This is a genomic window from Brachybacterium sp. AOP24-D1-21, assembly GCF_052378665.1.
Lineage (GTDB): Bacteria > Actinomycetota > Actinomycetes > Actinomycetales > Dermabacteraceae > Brachybacterium.
In genome coordinates this window covers 3,079,200-3,094,354 of record NZ_JBQSXX010000001.1, presented here as the reverse complement: position 1 = coordinate 3,094,354, position 15,155 = coordinate 3,079,200, and the positions used below count along the sequence as shown (strand labels likewise).

General features: G+C 68.9%; 15 protein-coding genes. 4 read left to right on the top strand and 11 right to left on the bottom strand.

Annotation, left to right across the window (positions count from 1 at the left end; genetic code table 11):
• Nucleotides 1–18: 18 nt before the first annotated feature.
• The gene (locus ACT3UF_RS13885; RefSeq protein WP_441444182.1) at nt 19–1,299 is read right to left on the bottom strand and encodes an MFS transporter; all 1,281 of its coding nucleotides are present in this window, start codon (nt 1,297–1,299) and stop codon (nt 19–21) included.
• Nucleotides 1,300–1,417: 118 nt separating this feature from the next.
• On the opposite strand from ACT3UF_RS13885, the gene ACT3UF_RS13880 reads away from it, so the two are divergent.
• The 3 genes from ACT3UF_RS13880 (at nt 1,418) to ACT3UF_RS13870 (ending at nt 4,149) form a co-directional block, all read left to right on the top strand.
• Nucleotides 1,418–2,104 (top strand): ArsR/SmtB family transcription factor, encoded by a 687-nt coding sequence (locus tag ACT3UF_RS13880; protein ID WP_441444183.1) that lies wholly within the window; start codon nt 1,418–1,420, stop codon nt 2,102–2,104.
• A gap of 88 nt (nt 2,105–2,192) precedes the next feature.
• The gene (gene dapD, locus ACT3UF_RS13875) at nt 2,193–3,176 is read left to right on the top strand and encodes a 2,3,4,5-tetrahydropyridine-2,6-dicarboxylate N-succinyltransferase (RefSeq protein WP_441444205.1); all 984 of its coding nucleotides are present in this window, start codon (nt 2,193–2,195) and stop codon (nt 3,174–3,176) included.
• A gap of 22 nt (nt 3,177–3,198) precedes the next feature.
• Complete coding sequence (locus ACT3UF_RS13870; RefSeq protein WP_441444184.1) at nt 3,199–4,149, top strand: hypothetical protein; 951 nt, start codon at nt 3,199–3,201, stop codon at nt 4,147–4,149.
• A gap of 66 nt (nt 4,150–4,215) precedes the next feature.
• Here ACT3UF_RS13870 and pflA read toward each other — a convergent pair whose 3' ends face one another.
• The 6 genes from pflA to fdxA form a co-directional block, all read right to left on the bottom strand.
• Nucleotides 4,216–5,067 carry a pyruvate formate-lyase-activating protein gene (pflA, locus tag ACT3UF_RS13865; protein ID WP_441444185.1) on the bottom strand — a complete coding sequence of 284 codons (852 nt, stop codon included), beginning with the start codon at nt 5,065–5,067 and terminating at the stop codon, nt 4,216–4,218.
• 4 nt (nt 5,068–5,071) lie between these two features.
• The gene (gene grcA2, locus ACT3UF_RS13860) at nt 5,072–5,332 is read right to left on the bottom strand and encodes an autonomous glycyl radical cofactor GrcA2 (protein WP_441444186.1); all 261 of its coding nucleotides are present in this window, start codon (nt 5,330–5,332) and stop codon (nt 5,072–5,074) included.
• Nucleotides 5,333–5,391: 59 nt separating this feature from the next.
• Complete coding sequence (locus tag ACT3UF_RS13855) at nt 5,392–7,518, bottom strand: pyruvate formate lyase family protein (RefSeq protein WP_441444187.1); 2,127 nt, start codon at nt 7,516–7,518, stop codon at nt 5,392–5,394.
• A gap of 207 nt (nt 7,519–7,725) precedes the next feature.
• Nucleotides 7,726–9,078: a citrate synthase gene (locus ACT3UF_RS13850; protein WP_441444188.1), complete on the bottom strand. Its 1,353-nt coding sequence runs from the start codon at nt 9,076–9,078 to the stop codon at nt 7,726–7,728.
• Nucleotides 9,079–9,133: 55 nt separating this feature from the next.
• Nucleotides 9,134–10,333 carry a succinyldiaminopimelate transaminase gene (dapC, locus tag ACT3UF_RS13845; RefSeq protein ID WP_441444189.1) on the bottom strand — a complete coding sequence of 400 codons (1,200 nt, stop codon included), beginning with the start codon at nt 10,331–10,333 and terminating at the stop codon, nt 9,134–9,136.
• A 3-nt stretch (nt 10,334–10,336) separates the two neighbouring features.
• The gene (gene fdxA / locus ACT3UF_RS13840) at nt 10,337–10,666 is read right to left on the bottom strand and encodes a ferredoxin (protein ID WP_441444190.1); all 330 of its coding nucleotides are present in this window, start codon (nt 10,664–10,666) and stop codon (nt 10,337–10,339) included.
• A 161-nt stretch (nt 10,667–10,827) separates the two neighbouring features.
• Between fdxA and ACT3UF_RS13835 the strand changes: the two genes are divergently transcribed.
• Nucleotides 10,828–11,100 carry a putative acetyltransferase gene (locus ACT3UF_RS13835; protein WP_441444191.1) on the top strand — a complete coding sequence of 91 codons (273 nt, stop codon included), beginning with the start codon at nt 10,828–10,830 and terminating at the stop codon, nt 11,098–11,100.
• Here the strand turns inward: ACT3UF_RS13835 and ACT3UF_RS13830 are convergent.
• From ACT3UF_RS13830 to ACT3UF_RS13815, 4 genes are all read right to left on the bottom strand, one after another.
• Nucleotides 11,039–11,626 carry a CDP-alcohol phosphatidyltransferase family protein gene (locus tag ACT3UF_RS13830; protein WP_444501738.1) on the bottom strand — a complete coding sequence of 196 codons (588 nt, stop codon included), beginning with the start codon at nt 11,624–11,626 and terminating at the stop codon, nt 11,039–11,041. The genes ACT3UF_RS13835 and ACT3UF_RS13830 overlap by 62 nt on opposite strands.
• Nucleotides 11,627–11,630: 4 nt before the next feature.
• A complete protein-coding gene (locus ACT3UF_RS13825) occupies nt 11,631–12,071 on the bottom strand; it encodes a hypothetical protein (protein ID WP_441444193.1) in 441 nt (146 codons plus the stop codon).
• A gap of 4 nt (nt 12,072–12,075) precedes the next feature.
• The gene (gene typA / locus ACT3UF_RS13820) at nt 12,076–13,998 is read right to left on the bottom strand and encodes a translational GTPase TypA (RefSeq protein ID WP_444608390.1); all 1,923 of its coding nucleotides are present in this window, start codon (nt 13,996–13,998) and stop codon (nt 12,076–12,078) included.
• Between the two features lie 94 nt (nt 13,999–14,092).
• Nucleotides 14,093–15,109: a hypothetical protein gene (locus tag ACT3UF_RS13815; protein WP_444608389.1), complete on the bottom strand. Its 1,017-nt coding sequence runs from the start codon at nt 15,107–15,109 to the stop codon at nt 14,093–14,095.
• Nucleotides 15,110–15,155: the final 46 nt, after the last annotated feature.

The following is a 15,155-nucleotide window of genomic DNA, read 5'->3' as shown; positions in this document are numbered from 1 at the left end:
GTCAGGGAGCCGACGCCGTCACTCCTCAGCGGCCAGTCCCTGTTCGCGGGCATAGCTCTCCCACTGCCCGGCGACCGGGATCCGGCGCAGATCGCGTCCCAGCAGCGAGATCAGCGCCCCCAGCAGGGTGATGCTCGCGAACATCAGCATCGTGGGCAGGGGCCCGACGACCTCGAGGCCCCAGCCGGCGAGCACTGGCCCCAGCGGCATCAGCCCCATCGAGACCAGGCCCATCAGCGCACCGATCCGCCCCTGCATCGCCACCGGGGTGAGGTGCATGAAGAAGCCTTGCGTCGCAGCGTTCAGCGGGGCCAGGCCGAGTCCCATCAGCGCATACGCAGCTGCGATCCAGAGCATCCCCGGGGCGAAGGGGATGAATGCCCCGACCATGGCCATCAGCAGCAGCGGCGTGATGACCACCGCCCCGGTGGGAACTCGGTCCACCAGGCGCGGTGCGGCGATGGCTCCGAGCAGAATCGACGCGGCAAGCACCGTATTCAACAGGCCGATCCGCGCCGCTGACACACCCCCGGAGGCGAGGTTCAGCAGCACTGCGAGGATCAGACCGTTCAACCCGAGGTTCACAGCGACGGCGACCCCCATCAGCTGCAGGCGGATGCGCTGGGAGAGCACCCAAGAGACGGCCTCGCGCAGCTCATCCCGTACTCGGGTCGGTGGCGAAGGCTCAGTGCGGGGGTAGTACTTTCCGCGCATCGAGAGGGTGGCGAGGACGGAGCCGAGATTGCCCAGCAGCTGCATGAGCGGCGGGCAGAGAATCGACAGGCCCAGCAGCGCGCCGCCGAGCGGGCCGGCCCCCATCTCCACTGCGGCTTCGCGACCTTCGTTCACCGCGAAGGCGCGGGGCAACAGGGCCGGCGGCACGATCTGCTTGAGCATCGCGTTCGAGGCACTCCCGAACAGGGTCCCTCGGAGCCGATCCGCGAACGCGAGGGCGGCGAGCGTGATGAAACTCCCCCACCCTGCCGCGAGCACCGTGATGAGCACGGCCTGCACCACCACCCCCGTCACCCCGGCGAGCAGCCGTAGGCGCCGCCGCTCGTAGCGGTCCGCTAGCAGCCCGCCCGGAATCATCCCGACCAGGACCCCCAGACCCTGTACGAGCCCCACCAGCCCGGTCGCACCGAGTGAGTCCGTGACCATCAGGGTGATCAAGGGGAAAGCGAACGTCCCGATCCCGGCGCCGAGGTCGAGGCAGAGGTCCCCCACCAGCCAGCGGTGGTACTCGAGGTTCGCACGCAGTGTCGGCGTCGGCGCGGGCGTGGCGGCAGTGGTCGTCATGACCGGAATGTTACTTACACAAGACATGGTGCGCAATAGATCTTGCGCAAGTGATGTTGTGCAAGATCTCTAGCGCACGGGCCAGTGCGCATCACGCGATTCTCCGTAGACTGCGGAGATGAGCAGCGACGCGCCGACGGGCGAGGACGAGAGGACACCGCTGGTGAGCTCGGCAAAGCCGGAATACGCGACCCGCGACCAACTGCGGGCGATGGCCCATCCTCTGCGTCTGGAGATCATGGAGCGGGTGGGTCGCAGGGGCACCGCCCGCGCCGCGGATATCGCCGCCGATCTCGGTCTTCCCGCCAACTCGGTGAGCTACCACCTGCGGATCCTGGCGCGCGGAGGCGTCATTGAGGACGCGCCGGAGGCTGCCCGTGATCGGCGTGACCGAGTATGGCGCCTCGCTCAGACATCCTTCAATCACGGTGGCAGCAGCGCTCGCTCCGTGAATGACCCCGACAGCACTGACACGGAGTACCTCGCCGCGTCCGGAGCCACGGCCCTGGCCGCCTTCGAGTGGATGCGTTCGGCCTTCAGTGCCGAGATCGCCCGCTCCCGGGCCGAGGATGTGTCCCCGGAGGACGGGCTGGGAACCATGCACGGCACCTCACTGCGCCTGTCCAGGGAGCAGATGCGTGAGCTGAATCGCCTGGTCTCCACGAAGGTTCGGGAGTACAGCCAGCTGAACCGCGATGAACACGACGCAGACATCCTGGGCGATCCCGATTCCGACGGTGTCGCATTGACGTTCCGGGTCCTCTGGGCGGCCGTCGGAGAGCAGTCTCCAAAGCGGGATAAGTAGCCTGCACCTGAGTGTGCTTTTCACCCCGCCGCGTGGTTGCGACGGGCATTCCACGGTGCATGCTTCGTAGACTCTCCCCGTGACTACGCTGCCGACGTCCTCCCCCGCCACCCACGCCTGGGGCATCGGCCTCAGCACCCTCGCCGCGGACGGTTCCACCCTCGACACCTGGTACCCCGCCCCGCAGCTGGGAGCGGTTCCCGAGGCTCCTGAGAGCCACCCTCTGCATGCCCAGCTGAGCTCCGCAGCGCGCGCTGACGAGGTCCGCGGCACCGCCCAGGAAGCGGTGGTGCGCGTGATCGAGCTCGCTGCCGCCCCGATCGACGCCGCCGACGCCTACCTCCGCCTGCACCTGCTCTCCCACCGGCTCGTCCAGCCCAACGGCCAGAACCTCGACGGACTCTTCGGCGCGCTCACCAATGTGGTGTGGACGACTGAGGGGCCCTGCGCCGTGACCGGCTTCGAGGAGACCCGCCTGCGCCTGATCTCCGCAGGCCGCACCCCCACCGTGCTCAGCGTCGACAAGTTCCCCCGGATGGTCGACTACGTCATGCCCACCGGCGTGCGCATCGGCGACGCGGACCGGGTGCGCCTCGGCGCCCACCTCGCCGAGGGCACCACCGTGATGCATGAGGGCTTCGTGAACTTCAACGCCGGAACCCTGGGCGCCTCGATGATCGAGGGCCGTATCTCCCAGGGCGTCGTCGTGGGCGACGGCTCCGACGTGGGCGGCGGCGCCTCCACCATGGGCACCCTCTCCGGCGGGGGCACCGAGCGCGTCAGCATCGGTCGCCGCTCCCTGCTGGGCGCCGAGGCCGGTGTGGGCATCGCGATCGGCGATGACTGCGTGGTCGAGGCGGGGCTCTACCTCACCGCGGGCACCAAGGTCGAGGTCATCGGAGAGGCGGGCACCGTGGGGGAAGGGATGGAAGGGGCCCACGTGGTCAAGGCCCGTGACCTCTCCGGTGTGCCCAACCTGCTGTTCCGTCGGAATTCGCTGAGCGGTGCGGTGCAGGCGGTGGCCCGGAAGGGCCAGACCGTCGAGCTCAACGCCGCCCTGCACGCGAACTGACGGCGGACCAGGAGCACCCGGGATGACGGCGCGCGCCGGACGGCGAGCACGGGGTCGGAGCCGGTCTCTTGCCCGCCATCTCGTGGTCCCGCTGGTGATGGTGCTGCTCTTCGCGGGTATCGCGGGCGGCAGCTATGTCGCGCTGCAGCGCTACGGCTCGCCCGCCCATGAGGGTACCTGCGTGGCCGCCGGGCTCGGCACCACCCATCGCTACAGCACGGAACGGGTCGCCAACGCCGCCCTCATCAGCGCGACGGCCGTGGACCGGCAGCTGCCGCCGCGAGCGGCGTCGATCGCTCTGGCGACCGCCTATCAGGAGTCGCAGCTGCGGAACATCGACTACGGGGACCGCGATTCACTGGGACTGTTCCAGCAGCGGCCCTCGCAGGGCTGGGGCACCGAGGCGGAGATCATGGACCCGATCTACTCCTCCAACGCCTTCTATGACGTGCTGGAGACGATCCCCGACTACCAGAGCGCCGACATCAACGACGTCGCCCAGGAGGTCCAGCGCTCGGGCCATCCCGAGGCCTACCGAGATCACGAGACCGAGGGACGGCTGTACGCCTCGGCGCTGACAGGGCAGAGCGGCGCGAACCTGGTGTGCACCCTCGACTCCGTCGGCTCCGTCGTCTCCCCCGAGCAGGTCCGCGAGGAGCTCGCACGCCAGTTCCCCCGCGCTCTCGGGTCCGGCCGGGTCACCTCGACCCTGGCCGCGGCCTCCGGCGCGGCACCGCAGCTGCCGGCCGACGCCGGAGCGACCGCGCTGGTGATCGATCCGGGCGGCGACGACGCGATCGGCTGGGCCCTCGCGAACTGGGCCGTCGCCCGCGCGGCCGACGACGGCGTGGTCCAGGTGTCCTACCAGGGACGGGTCTGGGATCGCTCGCTGCGCGGGGACGAGGCGGCGAGCTGGACCGCGACCGGCGGCGGCGCGACAGACCGCGTGGTGGTACTGGTCAGCGGGCGCTGAACCGGCTGCGCAGAGCGTGATGCGCGTGCATGGCCTGCGGTGCGGACTGTACGCGCCGCGCCAGCCTCAGTGCACCGTGAGCCCGCGGGCGCGGAACTGGCCCCGCACCCGCTCCATGACCTCCCGACTGGGCGGCTGAGCATCGCGCAGCTTGTACTCCATCCCGAGCGTGTCCCACTTGTCCTGGCCCATGTTGTGGAAGGGCAGCACCTCGACCCGCTCGATCACGTTCTTCCAGCGCTCCACGATGTCCACGACCTTCTCGACGTTGTGCTCGCCGTCGGTCCAGCCGGGCACCACTACGAAGCGGAGCCAGATCGGGATGCCGCGGCGTGCGAGCCGGTCCCCGAAGTCGATGGTCGGCTGCAGCGTGCGGCCGGTGAGCGCCTGGTAGGACTCCTCGCTGCCGGACTTCACGTCCAGCAGCACCAGGTCGACATCATCGAGGAAGGCGTCGGACGCGACCGCGCCCAGGTAGCCGGAGGTGTCGATTGCGGTGTGGACGCCCATCTCCTTCGCCGCGCGCAGCACCTTCCCGGCGAAGGCAGGCTGCATCAGCACCTCTCCCCCGGAGAGGGTGAGCCCGCCGCCGGACGCGGAGAACACGCGCCGGTAGCGGCGGATGCGGCGCACGATCTCCTCCAGCCCCACATCCTGCCCGCGTCGCATCTCCATCGTGTCGGGATTGTGGCAGTACACGCACCGCAACGGACAGCCGGCGAAGAAGAGGGTCAGCCGCGTGCCGGGTCCGTCCACCGCGGTGACCAGCTCCCAGGAGTGGAGGGAGGCGACCTGGCCCTCCCTGACCGCGGTCAGCCGATCGGATCTCTCGAGCTCGACCTCAGCCATGCCCTCGATCCCCGCACCGGTGCGCCGGTTCCGGGCGGGTGTGGCCAGCAGGTCAGCGCTCTGCTCCATGCCCTCAGGCGCCCTGGTGGAAGGTGCGGTCCAGCACGTCCAGCTGCTGCTCACGGGTGAGCTTGACGAAATTGACCGCATAGCCGGAGACCCGCACGGTGAGGTTCGGATAGTCCTCCGGCCTCTCCATCGCATCGACCAGGGTGTCCTTGTTGAGCACGTTGATGTTCGCGTGGAACAGACCTGATTCCATCTTGTTCTTCGCACGGTTGGCCTTCATCGAGGCCAGGCGTTCGGCGTAGGTCGTGACGGGGCGGGTGGTCATGGCTGTCTCCTGAGTGGTGGTGGAGGAGTTGGCAGTGGCGGTCCGGTCGGCTCGGGTGGTCACTGCTCCCCCATCTCTTCATCCATCACGAAGCCGGCGTCGAGGATGCCGACCAGGTTGGTGACCTGCTCGCCCTTGGTACGACCCAGGCCCTGCGGGGTGATGGTGTTGGTCAGCGAGATGCCGTCGAGGGCATCGTGGTAGTCGAGCTTGCCGACGCTCAGCATCGAGGCGACCATTCCGTGGGTGTCGGCCCCGTTCTCGGGGTTCGCTCCAGGAGAGAAGGGGGTGCCCGCGCGGTGGCCGGAGGGGAAGGACCCCGTGGCCTTGCCGTAGACGACGTTCGAGGTGATGGTCAGCACCGACTGGGTCGGGATCGCCTCGCGGTACATGGGGATCGCGGTGATCTTCTGCATCACCGTGTGCACGATCGTCGCGGCGATGTCGTCGGCGCGGTCGTCGTCGTTGCCGTAGCGGGGGAAGTCGCCCTCGGTGAGGTAGTCGACCACCAGCCCGGTCTCATCGCGCACCGGGGTGACCTTCGCGTGCTTGATCGCCGAGAGGGAGTCCGCGACGATCGAGAGGCCGGCGATGCCGCAGCCCATGGTGCGCACGATCTCGCTGTCGTGCAGCGCCATCTCCATCGCCTCGTAGGCGTAGCGGTCGTGGCTGTAGTGGATGATGTTCAGCGCCTCGACGTAGGTGCCCACCACCCAGTCCAGCATCTGTTCGTACCGGTTCCAGACCTCGTCGAAGTCCAGCGGGCCGTCCCCGGAGATGGGTGCGAACTCGCCCTCGGTGGTGATCTGCTTCCCGGAGACCTCGTCGCGGCCGCCGTTGATGGCGTAGAGCAGCGCCTTGCCGGCGTTGACCCGGGCGCCGAAGAACTGCATCTGCTTGCCGACCTCCATCGGCGAGACGCAGCAGGCGATCGCCGCATCATCGCCCCAGCGGTCACGGATCTGCTGATCGGACTCGTACTGGATCGAGGAGGTCTCGATCGAGATCGCCGAGCAGAACTCCTTGTACCCCGCCGGCAGCTCGGGGTCCCAGAAGATGGTGATGTTCGGTTCCGGGGCGGCTCCGAGGTTCCGCAGGGTCTGCAGCAGCCGGAACGAGGTCTTGGTGACCTGCGCGCGGCCGTCGGCGGAGAAGCCGCCATCGGACCAGGTCGCCCAGTAGGGATCGCCGGAGAAGATCTGGTCGTAGTCGATCGTGCGCAGGAAGCGGACGATGCGGAGCTTGATCACGAGCGCATCGATGTACTCCTGGGCCTGCGACTCGGTGATCGTGCCCGCGGCGAGGTCCCGCTCGACGTATACGTCGAGGAAGGCGGAGAGGCGGCCGATGGACATGGCGGCGCCGTCCTGGCTCTTCACTGCGGCGAGATAGGCCATATAGGTCCACTGCACGGCCTCCTGCGCGTTCGCGGCAGGGCGGCGCAGGTCCAGACCGTAGGACTCCCCCAGTCGCATCAGCTTCTTCAGTGCCCTGATCTGCTCGGAGTGCTCCTCGCGGTAGCGGGCCCAGTGCTCAGAGAAGGGCTGGTCGGCCACCGCATCCTTGGCGCGCTGCTTGTCGGCGATGAGGAACTCGGCGCCGTACAGGGCCAGGCGGCGGTAGTCGCCGATGATGCGGCCGCGCCCGTAGGAGTCCGGCAGCCCGGTGATGATGTGGCTCGAGCGGGCGGCGCGGATCCGCGGGGTGTAGATGTCGAAGACGGCGTCGTTGTGGGTCTTGCGGTACTGGGTGAAGATCTTCTTGACGTCCTCGTCGACCTCCTTGCCCGCTTCCTTGATGGCGGTCTCCACCATCCGCCAGCCGCCGGCGGGCATCATGGCGCGTTTGAGCGGCACATCGGTCTGCAGGCCGACGATCACGTCGTCGTCCTCGCTGATGTAGCCGGCAGGGAAGGCGTCGACGTCCGCGGGGGTATGGGTGTCGACGTCGTAGACGCGGCGACGGCGCTCCTCGGAGAGATAGTGAGTCTCGAGGTGGTCCCAGACCCGCAGCGTCTTCTCGGTGGGGCCGGCCAGGAACGAGGCGTCCCCGCCGTAGGGGGTGTAGTTGCGCTGGATGAAGTCGCGCACCTCGATCCGCTCCTGCCAGGGACCGGGGGCGAAGCCGTCCCAGGCGTCCTGGCCTGCGGCCTCGGTGCCGGGGCGATCGGTGGTGGCAGTCGTCATCGGGTCCTCCTCGCTGGGCGGAAGGGCCTCGGCGCTGCGGGCCCTTCACGGATGCCTTCAGGCTAGGGCGAGGAACGCTGCGGGAGCGGGCGGAAGGTCCCGACGAGAACGCCCTGAACAGCGACGCTCCTCACGGGGAGGGGTCGCACGGTCAGGGCGCTCAGGTGCGGGCGGTCTCGGGAGACCGGTGACCTCAGAGGCGAGGGATCAGCCGCGCTTCTCGATGTCGGACTGGAGGGCGGCCAGGCGCAGCTCGCTGGTGCCGGTGCGGTCCTCCATCGCCGTGTAGTCCCGCTCGGCATGGCCGGTGTAGATCTGGCGGGGGCGACCGATCTTGGTCTCCGGGTCGTGGACCATCTCTTCCCACTGGGCGATCCAGCCCGGCAGGCGGCCGATGGCGAACAGCACCGTGAACATCTCCGTGGGGAAGCCGATCGCCTTGTAGATCAGGCCCGTGTAGAAGTCGACGTTGGGGTAGAGCTTGCGCTCGACGAAGTAGTCGTCCTTCAGCGCGATCTCCTCGAGCTGCATCGCCAGCTCGAGGCGGGAGTCGTTGACGCCGAGGCGCTCGAGGACGTCGTCGGCGATCTTCTTGACGATGCGGGCGCGGGGATCGTAGTTCTTGTACACCCGGTGGCCGAAGCCCATCAGCCGGATGCCGTCCTCCTTGCGCTTCACCTTCTCCATGAAGTCGCGCGGGTCCATGTTCTCGGCCTGGATCTGGTCGAGCATGTCCATCACCGCGGCGTTGGCGCCGCCGTGGGCGGGACCCGAGAGCGCGCCGATCCCGGCGGAGATCGAGGTGAACAGGTTCGCCTGGGCGGAGCCGACGAGTCGGACCGCGGAGGTCGAGCAGTTCTGCTCATGGTCGGCGTGCAGAATCAGCAGCTGCTCCATCGCGCGCACCACGACCGGGTCGGCGATGTAGTCCTCCACCGGGAACCCGAACGTCAGGCGCAGGAAGTTCTCGATCAGCGAGAGCCGGTTGTCGGGATAGAGCAGCGCGTGACCCTGGGCGATCCGATGCGCGTAGGCAGCCATCGTGGGCATCTTCGCGAGCAGCCGCACGGCGGAGATCCGCACCTGCTCCTCGTCGAAGGGATCCAGCGAATCCTGGTAGAAGGTCGACAGCGCCGAGGTGCCGGCCTGGAGCACAGCCATCGGGTGCGCATCGCGCGGGAAGTTGTCGAACATGCGCTTGAAGCGCTCATCGAGCAGGGTGCGGTGCTCGACCTTCGCTTCGAAGTTGTCGAGCTGGCCCTTGGTGGGCAGCTCGCCGTTGATCAGCAGGTAGGAGACCTCGAGGTAGCTGGACTTCTCCGCGAGCTGCTCGATCGGGTAGCCGCGATAGCGCAGGATCCCCTCGTCGCCGTCGATGTAGGTGATCGAGGACTTGGCATTCGCGGTGTTCATGAAGCCGGGGTCGTAGGTGACCTCACCGGTCTCCTTGCGCAGGGGGCCGATCGCGATGCCGGAGTTCCCCTCCACTGCGGGGACGATCGGGAGATCGAGGGTCTTCTCCCCCAGGTTGAGCTGAGCGGACGTCGTCGTGTGATCCATGGGCTCTCCGTTGTGCGTGGTCGGATCGGTACGGCGCGCAAGGGCGCCGGAGGTGTCAGAGGCGCTCGAGGCGCCGGGCGGCGGCAGCGATCCGCTCATCGGTCGCGGTGAGGGCGACCCGGACGAAAGTCCCGCCAGCAACACCATAGAACATCCCAGGGGCCACCAGAACACCGCTGTCTGCGAGGCGCTGGACACTGGTCATCGCGTCCTCACCGAAGGTGGTCCAGAGGTACAGGCCAGCCTGGGAACCGTGGATCGTGCCGCCTGCAGCCACCAGCGCGGGCTCGAGCACCGCGCGACGAGCGCGATAGATCTCACGCTGCGCAGCCGGGGCACGATCATCACCGAGAGCCGTGACCATCGCCGTCTGGAGCGGGCCGGGGAGCATCATCCCGGCCTGCTTGCGCACCGCCACCAGCTCGCCCACCAGAGCGGGGTCGCCGGCCACGAAGGCCGCCCGGTAGCCGGCGAGGTTCGACTGCTTGGACAACGAGTACACGCACAGCAGCCCGTCCAGCGAGCCGCCGTTCACTCGCGGGTCCAGGACCGACGGCACCTCGTCCACGGTCCAGGGCAGCAGCGCGTAGCACTCGTCGGAGGCGACCACGATCCCGTGCTCCCGCGCCCAGGTGACGATCGCCGCCAGCTGGGCCACGTCCAGCACCTCACCGGTGGGGTTCGACGGCGAGTTCAGCCACAGCAGGCGGATCCGCGCGGCGGCACCCGGCTCCGGCAGCGCGGCATCCCCGTATGCCGCCAGGGCAGCGAGGTCCAGCGGCATAGACTCCGCACCCACGAACCGAGCGCCCATGTCATAGGTGGGATAGGCGATGTGCGGGAACGCCACTGCCTCCCCAGGGCCGATGCCGAGCTGGAAGGGCAGGTGCGCCACCAGCTCCTTGGAGCCGACGGTGGGCAGCACGCCCTCGATGCCGAGAGGGGCGGGGGCACCGCGGTGACGATGCACGAAATCCACGATCGCCTCCCGCAGCGCGGGGGTGCCGATCGTGGTGGGGTAACCGGGGCTGTCCGCGGCGGCGGCGAGGGCCTGCTGCACGGAGGCGGGCGTCGGATCGACGGGGGTGCCGACGGAGAGGTCGACGATGCCGTCCGGGTGGGAGGCGGCGCGCTGCTTCGCCGGGGTCAGGGCGTCCCAGGGGAATTCCGGCAGCCGCGCGGCCAGACTGCGACGGGCTGCCGGAACGGCAGGAGATGCGGAGACGGCAGGAGATCCGGAAGACGGAGCGGCCACGGCTCAGGCCAGGGGGTTCGGCTGCAGCGGGAGGGCTTCGATGATGGGGTGGTCCTTGTCGATCACACCCATCTTCGCCGCACCGCCCGGGGCGCCGAGATCGTCGAAGAACTCGACGTTGGCCTTGTAGTACTCGGCCCACTGATCCGGGGTGTCGTCCTCGTAGTAGATCGCCTCGACGGGGCAGACGGGCTCGCAGGCTCCGCAGTCCACACACTCATCGGGCTGGATGTAGAGCATCCGGTTGCCCTCGTAGATGCAGTCCACGGGGCACTCGTCGACGCAGGCACGATCCTTGACGTCGACACAGGGCAGAGCGATGACGTACGTCATGAGCGGCTTCCTTCCGTCGGAGACTCCCCCATTCTGTCATCCCGCCTGCGCCGCGTGCCCTGCGACGAGGCGGCGGGCCACGGAGGTGATGGGACGCACATCCGGCGATCGACACCGGCCGAGCTGACGGCAGCGGCAGCGGCAGCGGATAGCCTCGAGTGATGGCTGAGCATGATGATGACCGGGTCCGCGCCGGTTGGGCGCCCTTCCTCCAGGACGGGCGGCGCGTGGTGCTGCGCTATGCGATCGACCGGGAGTCGTCCCCGCATGGGGAGTCGATGAGCGATGCGCTGGGGACGATCCTCGCCACCGACGAGCTGTCGGTGGAGGTGATGACCAAGCGTGGCGCGATGACAGTGCTGCGGGCGTTGGTCATCGCGGCGAAGGAGGTTCCACCGCCTCCGGTGCGACGGCGGGGGCCCGCCGCGCCCTGAGGATGTAGTCGATGCCTGAAGCCGTGTGCAGCACGACCCCGATCCAGAAGAGCACCTGCGCGGCGGGCACCAGGGACGGGGCCCAGGCAGCGGCCGCCACCAGCAGGAATACAGAGCCCATCAGCACGAAGGTGCGGATCTTGCCGAGCCAGGAGACGGAGATCCGGCCGCCCAGGGCCGCCTGGGTGGCGAGCACGACCATCGCCACGTCGACGATCAGGATGATCGCGAGCGCAGCCCAGGGCAGCAGGTCGGCGACAGCAAGGCTGAGCACGATCGCGACCAACCCCACCCGGTCGGCGATCGGGTCGATGATCGCTCCGGTGCGGCTGGTCTGGTCCAGTGCGCGGGCCAGCAGCCCATCGATCCAGTCGGTCGAGGCCCACACCAGCAGCAGCACCACCGCGAGGGTGTCGGGACCGTCCAGCAGCAGCAGGCTCACGGGGCCCAGCAGTGCGAAGCGCAGCAGCGTGACCAGGTTGGGGATCGTCGCCCAGTCAGGTCGGGGGCGCTTCGGAGCGGTCATCTGCTCAATTTGCCCGAGTACGGGCCCTGCGCACAAGGGTGATCAGGCCTGCGATCAGGAAGGGGATCACGAGGCCGAGGCCCTGGACCACCCAGCCGGAGTACTGGGGCTCGGTGCCCAGCATCGCCGGCATCAGCACGCCGCCGCCCAGGCCTTCGCCCAGGAACGGCATCGCCAGCAGGCCCCACAGGCTGCCGAGCACCAGCAGCGGGAGCCGCGACCCGGTCGCTGCCCACAGGAACACGCTGGTGACCACTTGGAACAGCGCCCCGAACAGCAGACCGACGGGCAGGCGGAGACCTGCCACCGGGAGCTCCACCCGGTGGAGGGTGATCATCAGCAGCACCGAGACGATCGCGAGCACCACAGCCATCGCGGCCTGGGTGAGCCGGGCGGCGAGCGAGGTGGTGTCCACTCGCCGCACCGGCTGCTGCTCGACGGTCACCAGGTCACTTCCCCGACTTGGCCTTCGACGTCGCACGACGACGCTCGTTGGCATCGAGGACCACCTTGCGGATGCGCACGACCTCGGGGGTGACCTCGACGCACTCGTCCTCGCGGGAGAACTCGAGGGACTCCTCGAGGGTCAGGCGGCGCGGTGGCACCAGGTTCTCGAAGGAGTCCGACGACGCGGCACGCATGTTCGTCAGCTTCTTCTCCTTCGTGATGTTGACGTCCATGTCCTCGTTGCGGGAGTTCTCCCCCACGATCTGGCCGGCGTACACCTCGGAGGTGGGCTCGACGAAGAAGGAGCCGCGCTCCTGGAGGTTGATCATCGCGAAGGGGGTGACGCTGCCGGCGCGGTCGGCGACCAGGGAGCCCGTGGCGCGGAACTCGATGTTCCCCATCCACGGCTCGTAGCCGTCGTTGTAGGAGGCGGCGATGCCATTGCCGCGGGTCTCGGTCATGAACCGGGTGCGGAACCCGATCAGGCCGCGCGAGGGCACCACGAACTCCATGCGCACCCAGCCGGAGCCGTGGTTGCTCATGGTCTCCATGCGGCCCTTGCGGGACGCCATCAGCTGGGTGACGGTGCCGAGGTACTCCTCGGGGACGTCGATGGTCATGCGCTCCACGGGCTCGTGGGTCTTGCCGTCGATCTCACGGGTGAGCACCTTCGGCTTGCCGACGGTGAGCTCGAAGCCCTCGCGGCGCATCTGCTCGACCAGGATCGACAGCGCCAGCTCGCCGCGGCCCTGCACCTCCCAGGCGTCGGGGCGCTCGGTGGGGAGCACCTTGAGGGACACGTTGCCGACCAGCTCGGCTTCCAGACGGTCCTTGACCTGGCGGGCGGTGAGCTTGTGGCCCTTGCCGTTCTTGCCGGCCAGCGGGGAGGTGTTGATGCCGATGGTCATCGAGATCGCCGGATCGTCGATGGTGATCAGCGGCAGGGGCCGCGGATCGTTCAGATCCGCGAGGGTCTCGCCGATCATGATGTCGGGGATGCCGGCGACGGCGACGATGTCGCCGGGGAGGGCGGCGCGGGTCATCGGCTCGCGCGAGAGGCCCTTGGTCTCCAGCAGCTCGGTGATCTTCACCTGCTTGGTGGTGCCGTCCTGGACGCACCAGGCGACCTGCTGGCCCTTCCTGAGCTCACCGTTCTTGATGCGCAGCAGGGCGAGGCGGCCCAGGAACGGGGACGCGTCGAGGTTGGTGACGTGCGCCTGCAGCGGCACCTCGTCGTCGTAGACCGGAGCAGGGATCTGCTCGAGGATGGTCTTGAACAGCGCTTCGACGGTCTCCTCCTCGGGGAGGGTGCCGTCGGCCGGCTTGGTGATCGAGGCGCGACCGGCCTTGCCGGAGGCGTAGACCACGGGGACATCGAGGACGGCATCGAGGTCGATGTCGTCCATCTCCTCGGAGAGGTCGGAGGCCAGGCCCAGCAGCAGGTCGGTGGCCTCACCGACGACCTCGTCGATACGGGCGTCGGGACGGTCCACCTTGTTGACCACGAGGATCACCGGCAGCTTCGCGGCGAGCGCCTTGCGCAGCACGAAGCGGGTCTGTGGGAGGGGGCCCTCGGAGGAGTCCACCAGCAGCACGACGCCGTCGACCATCGACAGTCCACGCTCGACCTCGCCGCCGAAGTCGGCGTGGCCGGGGGTGTCGATGACGTTGATGGTGATGCCGTCATGCTCGCCGATCTCCGCGGCGGACGGTCCGGTGTACCGGATCGCCGTGTTCTTGGCGAGGATGGTGATGCCCTTCTCGCGCTCGAGCTCGCCCGAGTCCATCGCCCGTTCGCCGTGCTTGTCGTGGTCGCTGAACGCGCCGCCCTGGGTGAGCATGGCGTCGACCAGGGTGGTCTTGCCGTGGTCGACGTGGGCGACGATGGCGACGTTTCGCAGGTCGGTACGGTGCTGGAGAGTCATACGCGGAAGCTCGTTTCGGGTTGCGCGGTGGGTCGAAGACCGAGCAGCGCCCGGCCGCACCCCAGGTGCGACCCGCTCCAGGGCCCAGGCGAGTCTATCCGCCAGCGGGCCGCCCGCCAGGGGCTGGGGATGAGACCTTCGACGCGCTGGCACCGAGCACGAGGGTCACAGGGATGGCCAGCACCACCCCGAAGATGAGCGACCCGACCATCGGCTGGGAGAAGTACGACGGAGGATTCTCCCCGGCCACGTACGACCTGACCGTGATCCCCGGATCGAAGAAGAACTGCCCGGTGAGCAGAGTGGCGAGGAAGAACCAGGTGAGAGCCACGGCGACGGGGTCGGCGATCTGGAGCGCGCGGTCGAGCAAGGGCTGGCGGCTCCGCGCCCTGCGCGGTCCGCCGGCACGGCGGGACGCTGTCTCCTTCGCCGGCGCCCTGGTCGGCTCCGCCTCCTGCGGCGCCGCGTCCCCAGCCTCGGCGTCCCGCTCTCGCCGTTCCTCTGCCTGTGTCGCCTCTGTCTGTGTCGCCTCTGCCTGTGTCGCCTCTGCCTGCTTCGCGCGAGCCTGGGAGGCGAACAGGGCGATGAACATCCCACCGAATCCGATGACCAGGAGGGCCAGGGTGATCGCGACGACCTCTCCCTTGAGCAGGGCACCGACCATGTCGCCGCCTGTCGCCCGACTCTCCGGGAAGGCGAGGCGCGGCAGCAGCAGCGCACCGCACAGCATGCCGAGTCCTGCCCCGGCCACGATCCCGGCCGCCCGCCGGAAGCTCATCCACCGCACCAGCACGGGCCAGAGCAGATGGAACCCGAGCGCGATGACGAGATGGAGGACGAGACCGCCCACGAACCCGCCGCCCGAGTGGTGGGAGGTCCTGGGGCCGGGTGAGTACGACCAGGCCGCGCGCCGGGCCCGGCGCATCCGCGCGTCGTTCTCCTCCTGCCGGGTCAGCGGCGGGACCGTCTCCTCCGCCCCACCGCCGGCGGCCCGGCGGGCCCGCGCCCGCGCGGCCTCGCGGGCGATCGCCTCATCGGTGCCGTCGACCTGCCCGTCAGCGGTGGCCCCGGTCGAGCGATCGGGGTCGAACGAACCCCTGTCATCCCCCATGCGTCACCCTCGAACCTCCGACCACGTCACTCGGCATCCCGCCCTG

Excerpts from the sequence above, each read along its gene's own strand:
- ACT3UF_RS13835 (WP_441444191.1), top strand. The coding sequence starts at position 10,828 with ATGGCTGAGCATGATGATGACCGGGTCCGCGCCGGTTGGGCGCCCTTC.
- typA (WP_444608390.1), bottom strand. The coding sequence starts at position 13,998 with ATGACTCTCCAGCACCGTACCGACCTGCGAAACGTCGCCATCGTCGCC.
- ACT3UF_RS13815 (WP_444608389.1), bottom strand. The coding sequence starts at position 15,109 with ATGGGGGATGACAGGGGTTCGTTCGACCCCGATCGCTCGACCGGGGCC.
- grcA2 (WP_441444186.1), bottom strand. The coding sequence starts at position 5,332 with ATGACCACCCGCCCCGTCACGACCTACGCCGAACGCCTGGCCTCGATG.
- ACT3UF_RS13885 (WP_441444182.1), bottom strand. The coding sequence starts at position 1,299 with ATGACGACCACTGCCGCCACGCCCGCGCCGACGCCGACACTGCGTGCG.
- pflA (WP_441444185.1), bottom strand. The coding sequence starts at position 5,067 with ATGGAGCAGAGCGCTGACCTGCTGGCCACACCCGCCCGGAACCGGCGC.
- ACT3UF_RS13870 (WP_441444184.1), top strand. The coding sequence starts at position 3,199 with ATGACGGCGCGCGCCGGACGGCGAGCACGGGGTCGGAGCCGGTCTCTT.
- ACT3UF_RS13880 (WP_441444183.1), top strand. The coding sequence starts at position 1,418 with ATGAGCAGCGACGCGCCGACGGGCGAGGACGAGAGGACACCGCTGGTG.
- ACT3UF_RS13830 (WP_444501738.1), bottom strand. The coding sequence starts at position 11,626 with ATGACCGCTCCGAAGCGCCCCCGACCTGACTGGGCGACGATCCCCAAC.
- ACT3UF_RS13855 (WP_441444187.1), bottom strand. The coding sequence starts at position 7,518 with ATGACGACTGCCACCACCGATCGCCCCGGCACCGAGGCCGCAGGCCAG.
- fdxA (WP_441444190.1), bottom strand. The coding sequence starts at position 10,666 with ATGACGTACGTCATCGCTCTGCCCTGTGTCGACGTCAAGGATCGTGCC.
- ACT3UF_RS13850 (WP_441444188.1), bottom strand. The coding sequence starts at position 9,078 with ATGGATCACACGACGACGTCCGCTCAGCTCAACCTGGGGGAGAAGACC.